At 45.9% G+C, this 19,003-nt stretch carries 19 protein-coding genes; 13 read left to right on the forward strand and 6 right to left on the reverse strand.

Annotated features, from left to right (window positions below; genetic code table 11):
- Positions 1-444 precede the first annotated feature (444 nt).
- Positions 445-1,320, reverse strand: a complete 876-nt coding sequence (locus PN462_RS06250) for a DUF1822 family protein (RefSeq protein ID WP_272127161.1) — start codon at positions 1,318-1,320, stop codon at positions 445-447.
- Positions 1,317-2,072 carry a hypothetical protein gene (locus tag PN462_RS06255; RefSeq protein ID WP_272127162.1) on the reverse strand — a complete coding sequence of 252 codons (756 nt, stop codon included), beginning with the start codon at positions 2,070-2,072 and terminating at the stop codon, positions 1,317-1,319. The genes PN462_RS06250 and PN462_RS06255 overlap by 4 nt, the downstream gene beginning before the upstream one ends.
- A gap of 95 nt (positions 2,073-2,167) precedes the next feature.
- Here PN462_RS06255 and PN462_RS06260 point away from each other — a divergent pair, with 95 nt between their 5' ends.
- The 9 genes from PN462_RS06260 to PN462_RS06300 all read left to right on the forward strand — a co-directional run bounded on the left by PN462_RS06260 (position 2,168) and on the right by PN462_RS06300 (position 10,607).
- Positions 2,168-2,521: a hypothetical protein gene (locus PN462_RS06260; protein WP_272127164.1), complete on the forward strand. Its 354-nt coding sequence runs from the start codon at positions 2,168-2,170 to the stop codon at positions 2,519-2,521.
- A 754-nt stretch (positions 2,522-3,275) separates the two neighbouring features.
- Positions 3,276-4,520: an ABC transporter ATP-binding protein gene (locus tag PN462_RS06265; protein ID WP_272127165.1), complete on the forward strand. Its 1,245-nt coding sequence runs from the start codon at positions 3,276-3,278 to the stop codon at positions 4,518-4,520.
- A gap of 37 nt (positions 4,521-4,557) precedes the next feature.
- Entirely contained in the window at positions 4,558-5,205 is a 648-nt protein-coding gene (locus tag PN462_RS06270) for a hypothetical protein (protein ID WP_272127166.1), read from the forward strand.
- Positions 5,174-5,359, forward strand: coding sequence for a hypothetical protein (locus tag PN462_RS06275; RefSeq protein ID WP_272127167.1), 186 nt, complete (start codon positions 5,174-5,176; stop codon positions 5,357-5,359). Before PN462_RS06270 ends, PN462_RS06275 begins: the two co-directional genes overlap by 32 nt.
- A gap of 4 nt (positions 5,360-5,363) precedes the next feature.
- Positions 5,364-8,195: a CHAT domain-containing protein gene (locus PN462_RS06280; protein WP_272127168.1), complete on the forward strand. Its 2,832-nt coding sequence runs from the start codon at positions 5,364-5,366 to the stop codon at positions 8,193-8,195.
- A gap of 11 nt (positions 8,196-8,206) precedes the next feature.
- A complete protein-coding gene (locus tag PN462_RS06285) occupies positions 8,207-8,548 on the forward strand; it encodes a hypothetical protein (protein WP_272127169.1) in 342 nt (113 codons plus the stop codon).
- A gap of 38 nt (positions 8,549-8,586) precedes the next feature.
- Entirely contained in the window at positions 8,587-8,814 is a 228-nt protein-coding gene (locus PN462_RS06290; protein ID WP_272127170.1) for a hypothetical protein, read from the forward strand.
- A complete protein-coding gene (locus tag PN462_RS06295; protein ID WP_272127171.1) occupies positions 8,811-9,074 on the forward strand; it encodes a type II toxin-antitoxin system RelE family toxin in 264 nt (87 codons plus the stop codon). Before PN462_RS06290 ends, PN462_RS06295 begins: the two co-directional genes overlap by 4 nt.
- 36 nt (positions 9,075-9,110) lie before the next feature.
- A complete protein-coding gene (locus PN462_RS06300; RefSeq protein WP_272127172.1) occupies positions 9,111-10,607 on the forward strand; it encodes a hypothetical protein in 1,497 nt (498 codons plus the stop codon).
- 77 nt (positions 10,608-10,684) lie between these two features.
- Here PN462_RS06300 and PN462_RS06305 read toward each other — a convergent pair whose 3' ends face one another.
- Positions 10,685-11,695, reverse strand: coding sequence for a glucokinase (locus PN462_RS06305; RefSeq protein WP_272127173.1), 1,011 nt, complete (start codon positions 11,693-11,695; stop codon positions 10,685-10,687).
- Positions 11,696-12,153: 458 nt separating this feature from the next.
- Between PN462_RS06305 and PN462_RS06310 the strand changes: the two genes are divergently transcribed.
- Positions 12,154-14,658: an ATP-binding protein gene (locus PN462_RS06310; protein WP_272127174.1), complete on the forward strand. Its 2,505-nt coding sequence runs from the start codon at positions 12,154-12,156 to the stop codon at positions 14,656-14,658.
- A 66-nt stretch (positions 14,659-14,724) separates the two neighbouring features.
- Here the strand turns inward: PN462_RS06310 and PN462_RS06315 are convergent, their stop codons facing one another.
- The 3 genes from PN462_RS06315 to infC form a co-directional block, all read right to left on the reverse strand.
- On the reverse strand, positions 14,725-15,630 hold the full coding sequence (locus PN462_RS06315; RefSeq protein WP_272127175.1) for a glycine betaine ABC transporter substrate-binding protein: 906 nt from the start codon (positions 15,628-15,630) through the stop codon (positions 14,725-14,727).
- Between the two features lie 112 nt (positions 15,631-15,742).
- Positions 15,743-17,146, reverse strand: a complete 1,404-nt coding sequence (locus PN462_RS06320) for an aspartate ammonia-lyase (protein ID WP_272127176.1) — start codon at positions 17,144-17,146, stop codon at positions 15,743-15,745.
- 128 nt (positions 17,147-17,274) lie between these two features.
- On the reverse strand, positions 17,275-17,787 hold the full coding sequence (infC, locus tag PN462_RS06325; RefSeq protein ID WP_272127177.1) for a translation initiation factor IF-3: 513 nt from the start codon (positions 17,785-17,787) through the stop codon (positions 17,275-17,277).
- A gap of 141 nt (positions 17,788-17,928) precedes the next feature.
- Between infC and PN462_RS06330 the strand changes: the two genes are divergently transcribed.
- The 3 genes from PN462_RS06330 (at position 17,929) to PN462_RS06340 (ending at position 18,890) form a co-directional block, all read left to right on the forward strand.
- A complete protein-coding gene (locus PN462_RS06330; RefSeq protein WP_272127178.1) occupies positions 17,929-18,057 on the forward strand; it encodes a hypothetical protein in 129 nt (42 codons plus the stop codon).
- A 111-nt stretch (positions 18,058-18,168) separates the two neighbouring features.
- Positions 18,169-18,567, forward strand: coding sequence for an element excision factor XisH family protein (locus PN462_RS06335; protein WP_443029083.1), 399 nt, complete (start codon positions 18,169-18,171; stop codon positions 18,565-18,567).
- Positions 18,555-18,890 carry a XisI protein gene (locus tag PN462_RS06340; RefSeq protein ID WP_272127180.1) on the forward strand — a complete coding sequence of 112 codons (336 nt, stop codon included), beginning with the start codon at positions 18,555-18,557 and terminating at the stop codon, positions 18,888-18,890. Before PN462_RS06335 ends, PN462_RS06340 begins: the two co-directional genes overlap by 13 nt.
- The last annotated feature ends 113 nt before the right edge of the window (positions 18,891-19,003 follow it).

Below are 19,003 nucleotides of genomic sequence, written 5' to 3' on the forward strand. Positions count from 1 at the left end.
ATCCTTGGGTTGAAAGCAATCCTTGGGTTGAAAGCAATCCTTGGGTTGAAAGCAATCCTTGGGTTGAAAGCAATCCTTGGGTTGAAAGCAATCCTTGGGTTGAAACCCAAGGCTAAGAGCTTAAACCCGTTGAAAACGGGTTGAGGGATTAATCTGAGGTGGGTTTGATTTGTATTGAATACTATTTATGGTAAGCTCTAAAGAGCTTACTAGGAACGGTTGGTGAAGCGGAGTGAAATTCAATGTTTTTCACTGGGGGATGTTGGGTTACGCTGTGCTTCACTCAATCTACAAGTCACTTAACTCTCAATTTTTCATTTAATTGTTGATTGTTGGGGGGTGTTGGGTTACGCTGCGCTTCACCCAACCTACAAGTCACTACTACAAGTCACTACAAGTGACTACTATAAATGTTTGTATTTAGATTACTTTTCTTGACTTACGTTAAATTATAAAGTGGGTTTGGAGTTGGTCTGTTTGTTGGGTGATTTGTAGGCTGAATTTTTCGCCGTATTCTCCACTGAATTCGTATTGTAGGCGATAATCTCCGGGTTGTACTTCTATTTCTCGGAATATTTCTCCTGACTCGGTGAGGATTTTTACGGTTACGGGGTGGGGGAAGGGGATGTCTGGGTTTTGGGGGGTGAGTTGGAGGGTGAGGTGTAACTGGGTGTCTGACTCTGGGGTGAGGGAGAGTATTAAGAGGAGGGGTGGGGTAAAGTTAAGCTGTTTTCCTCTGGTTTGGGGAGATTTGCGAAAGGCAAATGTAGGGGTTTTGGGGGTTACTAAGTTTTCGAGTTTTTCCCATCCGGTGGTCCATAGGTTGTCTAACCAGTGACTGAGGATGATGGGGGGATTGTCGAGGGTTTCTAGGAGGGTGTCGAGCGATCGCAGTTCCGTTATACTCAGTTCAGGAGGGATAGTATCCGGGGTGGGATAAAACCCCAAAAGCTCCATGTCCCGCAGGTTATCATTGTATTGTACGGCGACAATCCCTAAACGGTTTCCCTGTAAACTGGGGGGGAGGGAAAACGTTTGTTCTCCTTCTGGCACGGGCCGACATTCTAATTTTCCCACAGTTGGAATAGTGAGATCAGCTACGTTAAATAATGCGCGAGAGGCCGCATTCCAACTGTCACTGTGGGTTAAGTCGGTTTCGACTTCTAACCACTGTAAATAACGGGAAACGGACCACACGGCCAAGGTGTTTAAGTACACCTGTAATCCCTTTTCTGGAGTCGCTTGTTCGGCGGCGAAGGTACGGGCGTACTGGTGGGCGGTTGTGCCAAGGGGGATGGATAAACGGGGAATTGTTGTCATGAATCTCCAGAAGTGTGATAACCAAACTCTAGAGCAATAGACTGGAGAAGGGGAAGGGCTTTATTTTTCCAATGCCAGTTCAGGGTGTGATACTTGATTTGATAGTCTTGAGCAATGGCTACCAGTTTATCAGGGGGATGTTTGAGTAACAGTCTTTGACTGAGGACTTGACAATTGCACCGGGGATGTGCTTTAGGATGGCAGGTTTTTAGGCGATTGTCTGGGTCTTGTTGGATGTATGTTTTTAGTTTACGGCCAATTTGTTCGGTTTGTTGTGCTTGGTCGGCTTGAATTTGCGCTTGTACTGTTTCTAGGTTAGCAGGAATGCGATCGCTGAATGTTTCTCCTCCCTTCTCACTAATAGGAGTATCGAGGGAGAGGGGAGGTTTTCGCGTTTGTTGACGAAATTCTGTTTTTGCGGTGGGGGTCCCCTGACTGCGGTTGCGGTAGGGGTGTTGTAAGTCGCGGACCGCGTATTTTAGGCGTAATTTGCCGTTAATCCAAGCCGTTAAACTGGCGGTGATAGACTGGTGTTGGGGTTGGAAGTTTTTGATCTCCTCTGCAAAGCGTAATAAGACATCATCCAACACTTCTTCATAGTCGGGATGGGTGGACTTGGCCAACTTGGGAAGTTGTTGCACTTCTAACAATAGCTGATTGATGGCTTTTCGCCATTGTAAACTCCGTCGCGGTTGCTGTTGCACCGTTTCGATGAGTTGTTGTAGTCGGGTTTCCTGTGCATTTTGGTTCATGTAACGTTTTGTAACACTCCTCCCAATTTCTCCCCAAAATTTTCCCCAGTTGGCCGAGGGAGAGTTAGAGCAATTTTGACTATAAGGGGAAGACTATGAACCATTTTGCCGCGTTAATGGATATTTTGCGCGATCGCATCCAATTTTTCTATAACGTCCGGGAAAAGAAAAACCTTGAGCAACAGATTTTTTCCCTCTTAATTTCTAGTTGTATCTTGTTTGCCTTATATGGCGCAATTATGGGATCGGCCAGTGGGGGGTTACAAATTTTAGTGTCCGCATTGAAACTCCCTGCATTGTATCTCTTGACGATGGTTATTTGTTTACCTGCGCTCTATTTTTTTAACACCCTATCGGGAGCATATCGCACCTTTTCTCAATATGTGGCAATCTTTTGGGAGTTAATGAGAGTTAACCACAAAGACACAAAGGACACAAAGAGAAGATAAGTTGATTATCGAGTTTGTTGGGTTAAGCGATGAATAGCATAACCCAATCTGTTATTACAGTAGAGATGATTTGTTAAAAGAGGAGGGGAGAAAATGGAGCAAAAATTACCTGAAATAATGTCTAATTTTCAAGATTTACAGATTACTGAAGCTCAGTTGAAGGAGAGTTTGAGTTTAGGGTTGTTTCAGCAAATTTCATTGGATTTTTATCAGGGATTTTGTCTGAGAAAGCGAGTTTCTTTAAGGATATCGCAACTTAAACCAACCGCAATAAACGATTTGGTATGTTCAACTTTAACTGTGCAAAGAGCAAGAAATTACATTTTTTCTAAGTTCATAGTAAGCTCTATTTCATATTTCTGTATAAGTTGGGTGTAAGGGAGTGAAACCCAACATTTTTCACTGGGGGATGTTGGGTTACGCTACGCTTCACCCAACCTACAATCAACTACCATTAACTTAATTAAATTAACATTGTAAGAGAAAATAATCTGATTTATAAGTTCGTAGTAAGCTCTTTAGAGCTTACGTAAACCTTGATATTATAAGGGGTGAATGTTTTAAGTGTCTTTTAGGTAAATCAACCCGTTAAAAACAGAATTTTAGCATTAAACCTTGGATTACAACCCAAGGTTTAGGTGTGCTACACTTGGCGGTGTACCCCTACAGCCATTAAAATTTAGCGATCGCCTTTAACGAAGCCCGCAACTTGAGCTAAAATGATTGTTCGGATTATCGCCTATGGGCAGGTACTGTGGCACAGGTTTTATTAGAGAAGATTTATAAGAGTTTTCCCAGTCGTCAGTCGGAGAAAAGTCCGTCTGATCAACAAGGAGTAGTTGTCTTACGGGGGATTGATCTCACGGTCCGAGATGGGGAGTTTATGGTTTTGGTGGGCCCGTCGGGATGCGGGAAAAGTACCCTGTTACGCACGATCGCAGGATTAGAAGACTTGACAGGGGGAAATATTTATGTTAAAGAACGCCGGATCAATAATCTCCCCCCGAAACAACGGGATATTGCCATGGTATTCCAGAGTTATGCTCTGTATCCCCATTTATCGGTCTATGACAATATTGCCTTTGGGTTGCGACGGATGCAAACGACAACCGACCAAGTGGAGACCAAAACGTGGGAAACATGGGGGAAACGGGCATTAGTGGGCATGACGCGATCGCTGCCTAGAGGACTACAATATATTTCCAGTGAAGAAGAAAAAATTGCAGAACGAGTCCAAGAAGTCGCCCAACTCCTACAACTCGAAGGACTCTTAAACCGACTCCCCAAACAACTCTCAGGCGGCCAAAAACAACGGGTGGCCTTGGGTCGGGCCATTGCTCGTAATCCCCAAGTCTTCCTCATGGACGAGCCTCTATCAAACCTAGATGCCAAACTGCGAACCGAAACCCGGTCTCAAATCGTCAAACTGCAACGCAAACTCGGCATTACCACCATCTACGTCACCCACGACCAAACCGAAGCCATGACCATGGGCGATCGCATTGCCGTAATGAACCAAGGGGAAATCCAGCAAATTGCCCGGCCTCTCGAACTCTATAATAACCCCGCCAATCGCTTCGTCGCCCAGTTTATTGGTTCACCCCCAATGAACTTCCTCGAAGTCCAAGTCACCTCCCCTGTTTTAATCACCCACCCCCAATTCCGCTTCACCCTCCCCGAACATTGGGAAAATGTCTTAAAACCCTATGATGGCCGTTCCCTCCTCTTAGGAATTCGTCCCGAACACCTGCAAATTAGTCCCCCGGCCACCAAAAATATTTCCGTCCAAGTGGACTTAGTGGAAGCATTGGGCAATGACACCTATCTCACCGTTCATCTCACCCATGATCCCCGCATAACCCTCCAAGTCCGCACCTTCTCCGATTATCGGGTTCGGGTGGGGGAAGAAATCTGGCTGTCCTTGATTCCCGAAAAAATCCACTTATTCCACCCCCACACGGAACGGAATATTTGGCAACCTAGTGCGATTAACAATTAACAATTAGTATAATATTCTCTGACTGTGTTGGTGTGCCATGAACGAACAACGCCTCCAAGCCTATCTCTCCCTCATTCAAGACTTATTCTCCTGTCCTGGAGGGGAAGAAGGGCAAGTCTTCCAAGACCATCAGGAATTGATTGATGAGGGGTTTTTGCAGGTGTGTGGGCAGGTGGCGGAAGGGTTACAGGGGGAAGGACGGGAAAATGAGGCAGCTTTTCTGCTCAATCTCGCGCAACAGGTGGCAGAATATCTCCAGGCTGACGGGGAGGGACGCAGCGCTACCCAAGCCCAGGGGACACCAGAGGAGTATTTGCGGTTTTTAATGGAGGTATTGCACGCGACTTCAGACAGTAATGGTAATCCCTCTGTGATATATCCTTTACTGCAACAGAATACTGATAAACTCGATGAAACCTTTGCTCAAGTCTTGCAAGCATGGGCAAGTCACACTTTCAGCGAAACTGAGGAAAATCGAGCTTTTGGTATTGCAGCAGTTATTTTTGCTTTTTGTACTTTAATTCAACAATTCCCCTTAGGCAGACGAGCCGATAATCTAGAAATCGCCATTACAGGTTATATAACGGTTTCCTCTGTATTGACTCAAGAAAAATATCCCGAACAATGGGCAACCACTCAAAATAACTTAGCCAATGCCTACAGTAACCGCATCAGGGGAGAGTGAGCCGATAACCTTGAAAGGGCGATCGCAGCCTACGAAGCTAAATAAAATCTCCATTGTTATCCAGGAAATTACCATGAACATCAGGCAATTGATTGATGAGGGGTTTGTGTTGGTGTGTCAGCAGGCAGCGCAACAGTTGCAGGAGGAGGTATAAAACAATGTGGTTTTTGGGAAATTGCTTGAAACAGGTGGCAGAATATCTCCAGACTGCTGGAGAGGGACGTAGCGACACCCCACCCAAAGGGACAATAGAAGAGTATGAGCAATTTTTAATGGAATTACTGCGAGTTGAAATTGAAAGTAACGGCAATCCCAAGGTAGTTTATCGCTTTTTGACACAGCATCAAGAGAAACTGGATCTCTTCTTTGCAGAGATTCTCACCCAATGGTTTCACTCAACCCTTGATCTCGATAATTCTGAGCAAAATCAAGAGTTCGCTTTCTTATTAAACATTATTGCTATTGATATTAAAAATTTTCCATTAGGCAATCGGGCAGATAATCTAGAAATTGCGATTATCTGTTACCAAAACGCCTTAGAAATTCATACCTTTGAAGCATTTCCCTATGAATGGGCAAGGATCAAAAACAATCTGGGGATTGCCTATAAAAACTGCATCAGGGGGGAACGAAAGGAGAATATAGAAATTGCGATCACTTGTTATCAAAACGCCTTAAAAGTTCGTACCCGTGAGGCATTTCCCTATGAATGGGCAATGACGCAAAATAATCTGGGAAATGCCTACTTATACCGGATCAGAGGGGAACGAGGGGAGAATCTAGAAAAGGCGATATCTGCCTACGAAGCCGCTTTAGAAGTTCGTACCCGTGAGGCATTTGCCTATAAATGGGCAATGACCCAAAATAATCTGGGAGAAGCCTACTTATACCGCATCAGAGGGGAACGAGGGGAGAATCTAGAAAAGGCGATCACTTGTTACAAAAACGCCTTAGAAGTTCGTACCCGTGAGGCATTTCACCAAGATTGGGCAACGACCCAAAATAATCTGGGGAATGCCTACAGTGACCGGATCAGAGGGGAACGAGGGGAGAATCTAGAAAAGGCGATATCTGCCTACGAAGCCGCTTTAGAAGTTCGTACCCGTGAGGCATTTGCCTATAAATGGGCAATGACTCAAAATAACTTGGGGAATGCTTACTGGAGGCGCATCCGGGGAGAACGAGCCGACAATATCGAGGAGGCAATTCGCTCCTACCGAGCCGCCCTAGAAGTCCGCACCCCCACAGCCCTCCCCCTAGACTGCCTCGACACCGCACGCAACCTCGGCAACCTCGGCTACAACCTCCAAAACTGGGAAATCGCCATCGAAGGCTACAACCAAGCCATCCTAGCCATCGAACAAAGCCGCTACTGGGCCACCTCCGAAGCTACCAAACGGGAACTCATCGCCAACTCCCTCGATATCTACGAAAAAATGGTGCAAGCCTGCATCAACCACCAAGACTACCCCCAAGCCCTCCTTACTGTCGAACGCAGTAAATCCCGCACCCTGATCGAACTCCTCGACAGCGCCCACCTCTACCCCAAAAACGCCACGGACGAACAAAAACAACGCATCAGCGACCTGCGCCGTCAAATCGCCATCTACCAACAACAACTCGCCTACCCCTCCAGCGACAATCTCATCCCCGCCACTGATAAGCACCCCAACCAACCCTCCCCCCAAACGCTCATCCGCCAACAACTCCAAGCCGCCAACCAGCAATTCCAAGACCTCCTCGCCGAAATTGGCGACCCCAACTTTACCCTCACCCAACAAGTCCCCCCCCAACTCCCGGACTTGCGCCACCTCCTCAACCCCCAAACCGCCCTCATCGAGTGGTATCTCCCCAGCGAAGCCGACTCTGGGTTTTACCTCTTCCTCGTCACCCACCAAGACGACCAAATCCAGATTACCCCCCACCACTTCAGCGCCACAGACCGCCAAACCCTCGACACAGCCATCAACGACTACCGCAGCGACTACGGACAACCCACCTGGAATGACCAACTCCCCCAACGCCTCGCAACCCTCAGCGCCGCCCTGCAACTCCCCCCCATTCTGGCTAAATTATCCCAGATTCAACAGCTTATCCTGATTCCCCACCGGGAACTACACCTCATCCCCCTCCACGCTCTCCCCGTCTCACTCCCCTCGCCCTCTGGGAGAGAGGCCGGGGGTGAGGGTCAACCCCTGCAAGACAGATTCGCGGTGCAATATGCCCCCAGTTGTCAAATTCTCAATAACCTTCAGCAGCGTCCTCCCCTAGAAGAACCCTCGGCCTCTTTCTTTGCCCTACAAAACCCCACCCAAGACCTCACTTATGCAGATTTCGAGGTAGAAATATTGCGTCGCCTGTTCAACCCCGAACGGGTTCTCAGCCACAACGAAGCCACCAAAACCGCCCTAGAACAACCGCAAAACCGAGATTTCTTGCAGCAAAGCCGCTACATCCATTTTTCCTGTCACGGTGAATTTAACGAAGCTGACCCCCTCAACTCTTATCTCCGCCTCGCCAAGCGAGAAAAACTCACCTTTGAGGACATTTTCACCAGTCTGGATATCCCCAACTGTCGTCTTTTAGTCCTCTCCGCTTGCAAAACCGGGTTAGTGGAAACCCCCTCCACTGATGACTATGTGGGATTAGCCAGTGCCTTTTTCTACGCAGGGACACGAACAATGGTCGCCAGTCTGTGGGAAGCTGAGGAGTTTTCCGCCGCCCTCCTGATGATTCGCTTATATCAGGAGTTACCCCGCTATACGTCCGTCGTGATGGCATTGCAAGCCGCCCAAGACTGGTTACGCACCATCTCCCGTGATGGCGTTTTAACTTGGTTGCGAGACGAAGTAAAATTAGAGGATAGTGAGCTTAAAAAATGTGCAAAAGAACTGAAACTGTTTAATAAAAAGCGTCCTTTTGCCCCTGCCTTCTATTGGGCTGCTTTCACCGTCAATGGACAATTAGACCCGACAAGAACATTACTCTAACATCACTAATCATGATGAGCAAAAAACGGATCGCAAAATTTTTAGAACTGTTGCACCAGCAACCGTCTATGTTTGCCGATTGTACCCAAGAAACCTGGGCAGAACTCGACCAAAATTTGGCTCAATTTGGAGATGAGGACTATGAAAACATTGAGGATGTGATTTTAGATTGGTTGGATGACCATGATTATGATGCTATCAAGGTAGCTTTACAGAATTTCAGAGGTGATCCTGATGAGAAAATTCCGCCTCCGCGTCCAGAGTCAGAACAATCCATTACCAATACCGCTTTGCGTTCTGCCCTCAAAGATGCTCAAAACCAACAACAGCAACAATCTCAATCGTCAACATAAACCCTAATTGGGTTAAGTTTAATTACTAGGAGAATGTTATGTCATCAGCTATCACGGATTTAGTAGAAATGGTGGAGCATTTACCCGATGAAATCCAAAGGCAAGTGGTTGCTCATGTGCGCGAGTATATTGCTGATTTACAGGATGAACAACGGTGGGATGAATCATTTAATCGCACCCAGTCCGCCTTAGTTGCAGCAGCACGACGGGCGAAACAAGAACGCGCTGCGGGAAAAGCAACGGGGATGGATTATGAGGAACTATGAAATCTGAAGTTTTGCCTTCATTTTGGCAACAGTATCGTCAGCTTAATAATGAGGTTCGGGAACGTGCGCGTAAGGCTTATCGGCTATGGGCAGAAAATCCGTTTCATCCGTCTCTCCATTTTAAGCGCATTAACCAAGAAGAGGAAATTTGGTCAGTGCGAGTGACGCGCAATTATCGAGCTTTGGGCTTCAAAGACGAAAACACAGTTACTTGGTTTTGGATTGGTAGTCATGATGATTATGAGCGTTTCTTCGGCTAAAATATAAATTTTTTGTAAACTCGCGTTGAGATGACCATGAATGCAAATACTGGCTCAATTTATGCCCTAAATATCCGCTTATTCAGTTATCACTTAAAAAAAGTCCATCGGACAGATTTTACTGAACGTCATCTGGAAATTGAATCGTTAACATCTTACTATCAAAACCTGTTAAACTTGTGCGAAATTTTAGACGAAAACAATAAGCAAATTAATTTAAAATTCCGGAAAGATTTCCCGAATATGCTCAATTCTGGATTAGCCAATTTTGATTTGATTTACCATACCCAAAGCAGAGGAATTTACCGAACACCCTTGCCACCGAAATATAAGGGATTCATTTATCCTCAGTTTCTCAATGATACTTATAGTTTTTCTCTAACACTCTATCGTCCGCAAAAGTCAGGATATGATGAGATATATTTCTCCGATTTATCCCAACTAAAACCTCCAGAGGATTTTTTCGCCGGAACTTCTCCAGATATTCAAGATGAAACGAGCGAAATTCTCAGCCAAGCCTTTTGGGGCAGTACAATTTTGTTAAGTGGTTTTATTGCCCAAAGTCGTCCCGATACGGCAGAGAGTTTAAAATCTGCTGCTGATGAGATATTAAAGCAGTTTTTGGGAATTAAATCTTTAGAAGAAGCACCACCATTTTACCAGTCAGGGGAATTTTTAGGGGGCTATATTTATGAATATAAAAGTATTTTTCGACAGCACCAGTATGGACAAATTCTAATTTTATTGATTTTTGCTGAAGACACTACAGAGAAACTGAATGATATTCAGTGGGATTTGCCAGAACTCTTTTTATATGACCATAAAAATCGGCAAGTTTTTATAGATAGTCGCAAGGAATATAAAGCATCTCAGGAGAAGATAAAGACAATTGAGGAGACGATTCAGAAATTTCCCACCAATATTCCTCCAAGTGTACAGCCGGATTTATCGGAGAAAGATTTAAAGTTATTGAAACAGGAAATCAAAAATCTATTAGACTTATCTTTGGGGTATTCCCAACAGATTCGCAGTTTAGGAAATTTTCAGAATACGATTGAGATTAATCAGCAAAATTATCTGGATACTCTAAGCCGGATGGAGGTTAATAGTCAAAGTGATTTAGGGATTTTACGAGACAAGGCCGATCGCACTTTTCAAAGATACCAACGGCAAATTAAGGCAGATTTACTGTATCTTCAGCAAGGGGAACGGCTGTTAGATGCCGCAATTAATACCATTCGGGGATTGGTGGAAATTGACCAAGCAGAAGGAGATCGTGAGATTCAAAAACAAAACCAAAAACTGCAAGATCACATTCAAGCGATTGGGGTAGGAGTGGCCGCAGGTGCAATTGTGGCCTCTAGTTCTGCTTTAATCTTTAAAAAACCCATGTCTTGGCCAAGTCCAAAACACAACCATTTGCATCCCTTTACCATTGCGGTCTTGTTGAGTGCAGCTTGTGCTATTGTTTTTTGGGCGATCGCCAAATGGGTGCTACCTTGGATATTTAACAAACGGGGAACTAAACAGTAAACGACCGTAACTAGCATTTACTCCACAAACCTGCAACATACTGATTTCATACTCATCAAGGGGATTGCATATCAATCTTACAACCGAGACGCGCAAATTCCTGCCCCAATTAACCCAACTTGGGGGTTGGTGATGACTCGGATGGGAATGTTGTGGAGAAGGGGAGTCATGCGGCCTTTGTTGTAATAGGAGGGTAAGAAGTCCCCTTCTTGAAGTAAATTTACAATATTCGCGGCAATCCCTCCGGCAACGTAAAGCCCCCCAGAGGGAAGGAATTTTAACGCTATATTGCCCGCTTCTGCCCCGTAGAGGGAGACAAACAAGTTCATAGTTGCCTCGGAGAGGTCATCCCCTTTGGCTAAACCCGCTTGAGTAATTACAACTCCGAAATCTTCGTTGGGATCAGCCAGTTTTTTGGCAATTTCGGGAGATTCGGGGATTTCCCCCTGGGTTTTCAGGAAATTATAAATCGCTACAATCCCCTGTCCCGATACAATACGTTCGACGGAGATTCGCTCTAAATTGTACGTAATTTTCATATATTCCAAGAGTTGGTACTCTTGGAGGTTACGGGGGGCAAAGTCCACATGACCCCCTTCTGAGGAAAAGACCCGATAATCACCGCTTTGGGGGACGACGTACCCCTGTCCCAGTCCTGTCCCTGCCCCAAGAATGGCTATGGGTCCGTTAGGATCAGGAGGAACATCTTGGAGGATGTGTTGATCATTTTCGGTGAGTCCAAAGATACCATAACCAATGGCGGAGAAGTCGTTGATCAGGGTGATGTGACTAATGTTCAGGTCTTTTTCTAAGCGACGGCCTTCTAATTCCCAAGAAAGGTTAGTGAGGATGCAATGATCCTTTTCCACTGGCCCAGCAATGGCAAAACACGCTTTACTGGGTTCTGGGGGTTGGCCTAACTCCTTGGCCGCTTCTTGGAGAAAGGTTTGCACAATGGGAGTCAGATCGGGGAACTTCTGACTAGGATATTTATTCTTGTAGAGAGGATTTAACCCCGTGTCTGTAGCTTCAACTAACTGCAAAATAGTCTTTGTGCCGCCAATATCTCCCGCAAGTAACAAGGTCATGGTGTTTTGCTCCTCTAGCTTCGTTGTATCTGCGATTGCCTTCGCTGTTACTCATCTTAACCAGCTTTTTGAGTAACCTCTCCTTTCTCTCTCTATTTTTTTATTTCATTTCTTAACATTTTTTTCTAAAACCTTGATTTTGAGTTATATCTAAAGATAGAGAGGTTAATTCTCCTGCTATTAACTTCTCTTGCAATATAAGTAGTTACCTTAATATGAAGAAAAGTAAAGCATCAGGGATCAACGATTGATCGGGAGTTTACAGCACTCTATCGAGAGATAGCAAAAAAAGGGCGTTTTGCCTATCCGTCAAAAGTTTCATTTTCTGAGCAAAATTACTGAAGTTTATAAGCCCTTAAAGCCTTGAAAATTTTACTTTAAAAATAAAATACTACTTATATAGGAGAAGCAAGATTTAAAACCAAAAACTATCCATTACCCTCTTTTTTACTTTCGCCATGAATTCTGTTATTTTAACCCAACTCCAACAACCCAAGCTAGCCCATTTACGGACAGAAGACACCATCCAACGACTGAACCGGATTCAGCCCCATGGTCTTCTGATGGTCTTACAACAGCCTCATTTAGAGATTATTCAGGTTAGTGATAATACGTTAAAAATCCTCGGAATTCATCCCGAAAGTTTATTAAATCATCCCCTACAACAATTTTTAGATCCAGAGCAACTGGCCCCCCTCCAGTCCTCCCTCACCGAAGAAGACTTAAACACCCTGAACCCCCTTAACTTAACCGTGACAGTGGGAGAAGAAACCCGGCAGTTTGAAGGGATGGTTCATAGTTTGCCCGATAACTTAGTCTTGTTAGAACTGGAGCCTATTTCCCCTCAAGACCAGGTGAACTTTCTGGACTTTTATCATCTGGTTCAGAATGCGATCGCGCAATTACGCAACACCCAAGACCTAGAGCAACTCTACCAGCAAACCGTCCAAGAAATTCGGCAACTGACCAAACTCGATCGAGTCATGCTCTATAAATTTAGCCCCGAAGGTCACGGGACCGTCCTCGCCGAAGCCAAACGCACCAACCTCAAACCCTTCCTGGGCCTCAACTATCCCGCCTTCGACATCCCCCAACCCGTCCGCCAACTCTTTGTCCAACACGGCCTGCGCGTCATCGCCAACGCCCAAGCCAACCCGGCCCAACTCATCCCCGACTCCAACCCCATCACCCAAAACAACACAGATCTCAGTGCCACCCTCCTGCGAGGAGTCGCCCCCTGTCATCAGGAATACATGAAAAACATGGGGGTTGCCGCCTCCGTCGCCATTCCCGTCGTCCAAAACGGGCATCTCTGGGGCCTCATCGCCTGTCACCACCAAACCCCCATCACCACCCATTATCAACTCCGGGCCGCCTGTGAACTCCTCGGCCAAGTGGTGTCTCTCGAACTCACCTCCAAAAAAAGCCAAGCCGAATACGACTACCAAGTCGAACTCAACGCCATCCAAGGGCAACTCCTCTCCCATCTCAGCGTCGCCGATAACTGGGTAGAAGGATTATTAGATCATCAACCCAACCTCCTCGACTTAGTAAACGCCAAAGGGGCCGCCGTCTATGTAGATGGCGACTGTCAAACCCTCGGCAGTACCCCCGACTTAGCCGAAATTCGCCAACTGATCACCTGGCTAGACAGCGAGAAAAAACCCGAAACCTTCTTCTCCACCCATTCCCTCGCCGCCCTCAACCCCGCCTATGAATCCCTCAAATCCGTAGCCAGTGGACTCCTCGCCCTTTCCCTCTCCGACACCCAACCCAAATATATCCTCTGGTTTCGCCCCGAAGTCATTCAAACCGTAAAATGGGCAGGCAACCCCCAACAGTCCATCCAACAAGGCGAAAACGGGGATTTCGTCCTCTCTCCCCGTCAGTCCTTCAAACTGTGGAAAGAAGCCGTGAGACTCACCGCCATCCCCTGGCAAGATAGCGAAATTCAGGCGGCCTTAGCGTTACGGGAAGCCATTCATAAAATCACTCTGCAAAAAACCGATAAACTGGCCAAACTGAACAAAGCCTTACAGGAGTCTGAAACACGAGAAAAAGAAAAATCCCAACAACTCGAAGCCACCCTCGCAAAATTACGGCAAACTCACCAACAACTCCTAGATACTCATACCCAACTCATCCAAAGTGAAAAAATGTCCAGTTTGGGCCAGTTGGTGGCCGGAGTAGCCCACGAAATTAATAACCCGGTGAATTTCATTTACGGCAACATTGTCCACACCGAGAACTATATTCAAGAGATTCTATATATGTTGGACTTATACGCCCAACATTATCCTACCCCCGTCGAAGAAATTGCCGAAACCGCCGAAGATATTGATCTAGACTTTCTCTTAGAAGACTTACCGAAAATGTTAGGCTCTATGAAAGTCGGGGCCAGTCGCATTCGAGAGATCGTCCATTCCCTGCGGACTTTCTCTCGACTAGATGAGAGTGAAATGAAGGCGGTTAACTTACACGAAGGGATAGATAGTACCTTAGTCATTTTAGGCAACCGTTTAAAAGCCAAATCAACCCGTCCGGCCATTGAAATCCTTAAACAATATGGAGAGTTACCGGACGTAGAATGTTATCCAGGGCCTTTAAATCAGGTGTTTATGAATCTGTTGGCTAATGCCATTGATGCCTTAGAGGAATATAATGAGCATCGTTCCTTAGAAGATATTAAGGCAAATCCCAATCAAATTACATTAACCACAGAATGGTTAAAAGCAGACCATCGGGTTCGGATTACTATTCAGGATAATGGGTTAGGGTTGCCAGAAGATAAACGAGAGCAATTATTTGATCCCTTTTTCACTACCAAACCCATTGGGAAAGGGACTGGAATGGGGTTAGCCATTAGTTATCAAATTATCACGGAAAAACATCACGGAACAATTTGGTGCGAGTCGGATCATGGGGCGAAGTTTATTATAGAACTTCCGGTGCGGAGTTCATAGTTGGTTTTTGCTTGTTGGTTTTTAATTCAAATTTTCAATTTTCAACTATTAACTATTAACTATTAACTATTCCAACAACCCTTCTGACTGTAAAAACTCATTAGCCACTTCAACGGGGTCTCGTTGTTTTCCGGTCACTTCATAATTGAGACGTTGCATAGTTTCATTGGTGAGACGGGTGGTAACGGGGTTGAGGAGTTTGCGGATTTTAGGATAGTTCTCTAGGGTTTCTTGACGAACCACTGGGGCTACTTGATAGGGGGGAAATAATTGTTTATCATCCTCTAACATCACTAAATTAAACGCGCTAATCTCCCCATCGGTACTAAATCCCACTGCCACATTCGCCTCTCCTTCGATTAACCCTTGATAGCGTAAACTAGGTTCAACGGGAATATATTGTTGGAGATCAAATTCCCCGTAGGCTTCTTCTAAACCAGGTAGTCCGTCCTCTCGTTCTTGAAATTCCGGGGGGCCGATCATGATAATTTGATTATCTTGTGCAACCAGATCAGAAATCGTTTCAATTCCTAACTGTTCTGACTCCTCTGGAGTCATGACTAGGGTTTGGGTATTATTCATGGGGGAGGGGTTCAGCCAGACGAGGTTAAATTGCTCTTTGTATCCTTTACTGACCGTTTGATAGACTTTTGCCTGATCGCTGCTCACAGGCAGTTTTAACACACTAATCAGAGCGGTTCCGGTGTATTCGGGGTAAAGGTCAATTTCTCCTTTTTCCAGCCTCGTTTGCGCCACAGATGTGCCACCGAGGTTCAGTTTACGTTCTACTGTGTAGCCGTGATCTTCGAGAATTAAGGCGTACATTTCGCCAATAATCAATTGTTCCGCAAAGTCTTTAGACCCGACTCGGATGGCAGCCGTGTCATTGCTGCCGAGACTACAGGAGACGGTGAGGAACAGGGTAAACAGAGTTAAGAGAGCAGACAGCAACCAACGACGAGAACGGCGCATAAAAACTAATGGAGATCAAAACTAGGTGCTGTTCTATTATGCCGTTTTCCCGTTTGCTACGGTCAAGGAGAAATCAAATCGGGAAAACGGGCGTTGGGGGGGAGGGGTAATGCTAGTGGCGTTTTTCGGGTCCCCCACTCATGCGGGTTAAGTCTAGGACTTGGGCCAGGTCGCTTTCGTTCATTAATCCTTGGTCTAGGACAATTTGCCGGATGGGTTTCCCGGTTTCGAGGGATTCTTTGGCGACGGCGGCGGCGTTGAGATAGCCGATATGGGGGTTTAAGGCGGTGACGAGGGCTAAACTGCCTTCTGCATAGTTTAAGCAGCGATCGCGGTTTACTTCAATCCCCACCAAACATTTCTCGGCTAAGGCATGAATAGCATTCCCCAAAATTTCAATACTATGAATGAGATCATAGGCAATGAGGGGCATCATCACGTTAAGTTCCAGTTGTCCTGCTTGGCCCGCAAAGGTAATGGCGGTATCATAGCCTATCACTTGGAAACACACCATCGAGATCATTTCCGCAAGAACCGGGTTATATTTCCCTGGCATAATAGACGAACCGGGTTGAACGGGAGGGAGTTGAATTTCCCGAAAGCCGGTTTTGGGCCCAGAGTCCATGAGGCGGAGGTCATGGGAGACTTTTACTAAGTCTTGGGCTAGGTTGCGTAAGGCACCAGAGACGCTGACAAAGGGGGCCATACTCTGCATGGCAGCCATGAGATGGGGGGCGGGTTGTAGGGGGAGTTGCAGATAGTCCCCTAGGAGTTCTGTGACGCGAAAGCGGTAGTCGGGATGGGTGTTTAAGCCTGTTCCCGTGGCACTGCCACCAATACCGAGGATATAGAGGTCTTCGGCGGCTTGTTTCAGGCGACTGAGGTGGCTGTTGAGAATGCGGGCCCAAGCGCGGAAGGTTTCCCCCAGGCGAATGGGGACGGCATCTTGCATATGGGTGCGACCGGATTTGACGATATCTTGGAATTGATCGGCTTTTTGGTTACAGGCGGCAATGGCTTTGTCTAGGCCGGGATAGAGGGTATGGGTTAAGGCCAACAGTCCCCCAATGCGGATGGCGGTGGGGATGACATCATTGGTGGATTGGCCATAGTTTACATGGTCGTTGGGACTGACGCGCTGATAGTTGCCTTTGCGATCGCCGAGGAGTTCTAAGGCGCGGTTGGCGAGGACTTCGTTAATGTTCATGTGGTGGGATGTCCCGGCCCCTGCTTGGTAAACATCCACCACGAATTGCTCCCGCAGTTGACCTTTGAGGATTTCATCGGCGGCTTGTATAATGACTTGGCTGATCTCTTGGGGAATGCAGCCGAGTTCCCCGTTGGCGGTGGCGGTGGCTTTTTTAATTAGTAAGCAGGCATCCACGTAGGTGGGGAGGGGTTTCAGGCCACTGATGGGGAAATTTTCGGTGGCTCTGAGGGTTTGAATGCCGTAATAGGCGGCGTTGGGGAGTTGGCGGTCTCCCATGGAGTCTCGTTCGGTGCGGTAGTCGGTCATGATGTGTTACGAATACAAACGAGACTGATTTTAACGGGTTGTGGGGGAGATGGAGTAGGGTGGGCAATGGACCCACCCTATTATTTTAGAGTGAGTTCCGCTCACCCTAGATAAAAATATTCAGTTAATTATGTAGGAATAACTTGTAAAATCAGAGAGCGTCGGTCAAAGGTTTGGACTTTGGCGACTTTTTTCAAGTCGTCGATAATGCGTTCTAATAGTTCAATGGCGCGATCGCGGTGTTGATGTTCTCGGCCTCGTAACCGGACTTGGAATTTCACCGAGTTGCCTTTATCGAGCCAAGTTTTAGCGCGATCGATGCGGACATCATAATCGGAGTCGTCAACGTTAGGCCGCAATTTAACCTCTTTCATGGTATTTTTAGAGGAACTTTGCTTGTTACGCTTATTCTGTTGGTATTGAAATTTCCCGTAATCCAGAATTTTAGCGACTGGAGCATCTTTGCGTTTGGACACCATTACCAAGTCTAGGCCGACTTTTTTGGCGAGTTGTAGAGCTTCGCTGGTATCCGTGACTCCCCGGTTGTTGTTTTCGTGGTCAATCAGCAAAACTTGATCAGACCGGATTTGTTTGTTAACGGGTTGTTTCTTAGCGATAGTGGTTGTCTCCTTGGAGTTCATCAGGTTGTATTACACAATTCTACAATAGCGCAATCTGGCTCAGTTTTCATCTGGCTTTTGTGGGACTTCTCTAAGGGGTTGGACGGGGTTTGCTCTCTCTTTCGGATTAAGATTTTTTTTAGGTTTCTGGAGCAGGAAACCATGACCCGTAATCCCTGTGGGGTTGTAGTATGGTATCACAGTCTCGCTCGGTTGGGATGCTATGGTGATGGGGGGGAGCATTCAGAGATTTTTGGTTTAACGGAAATGTCAGGAGAAGTCCCCAGCTAAAATCTCTTTGATTTAGCTGGGTCTGACAGTGTAACGACTGAAACGTTACGAAAAAGTGAGGTTGTGCTGCTTGGTTCTGATCACCCGCTTTCCTCCCCCACCTGTTCCGAGGTGGGGGAGTCCCGCGGCTCTTTTGTTGAAAAAGAAGGATGGGTAATTACGGATGATCCTTTGAGCTTACGAGTTGGAGAGCGTGATTTATTTGTCGATCTCGGAGCAGAAAAACTGATTGCTGCTGAACGAGGAGACATAAAAATTGCAGTTGAAATTAAAAGTTTTATTAGTCAATCTTTGATTAAAGATTTAGAAAATGCGATTGGGCAATATATTCTATACCTCAAAATACTCACTCGCTTAGAGCCAGAACGTACTCTCTATCTTGCTGTTAATCAAGAAATATTTACCAATTTTTTTGCCGAAGAAGTTGTGCAGATTATTCTCAGTGATGGAATTATAAAACTTATTATTTTTGATGCTCTGGAGGAGGAAATTACACAATGGATAGATTAAACGAATACCGCAAATTTATCTATCAAATTTTATCCTATTATGCGAGTATCCCCTATCGGTATGGCGACACCAGAACCTATGTTGTTGTTGATAAAGAGGAAAACCATTTTCTTTTAATGCACGAAGGATGGGAGGGAAAAAAACGCATTCACGCTACCCTTGTTCATGTAGAAATTTATAACGGTAAAATTTGGATACATCATGATGGTATTGAAGAAGGGATTACTGATGAATTAGTAGCTAAGGGAGTCCCGAAAGAGCATATTGTTTTAGCTTTTCATCCTCCCTATATGCGACCTCATACGGGTTACGCTGTAACATAGCACCAGTATTAGAGCAGGAAGTAGTAAGCTATAACTCGTAATCGGTGTAAGGTTGTAGTATGGTATCTAGGAACTAAACATCAAATGAGCAAGTTTGAGTAGGTTTTAGAGAG

It is taken from the genome of Spirulina sp. CS-785/01 (genome assembly GCF_028330525.1).
GTDB lineage: Bacteria > Cyanobacteriota > Cyanobacteriia > Cyanobacteriales > Spirulinaceae > JAQMSD01.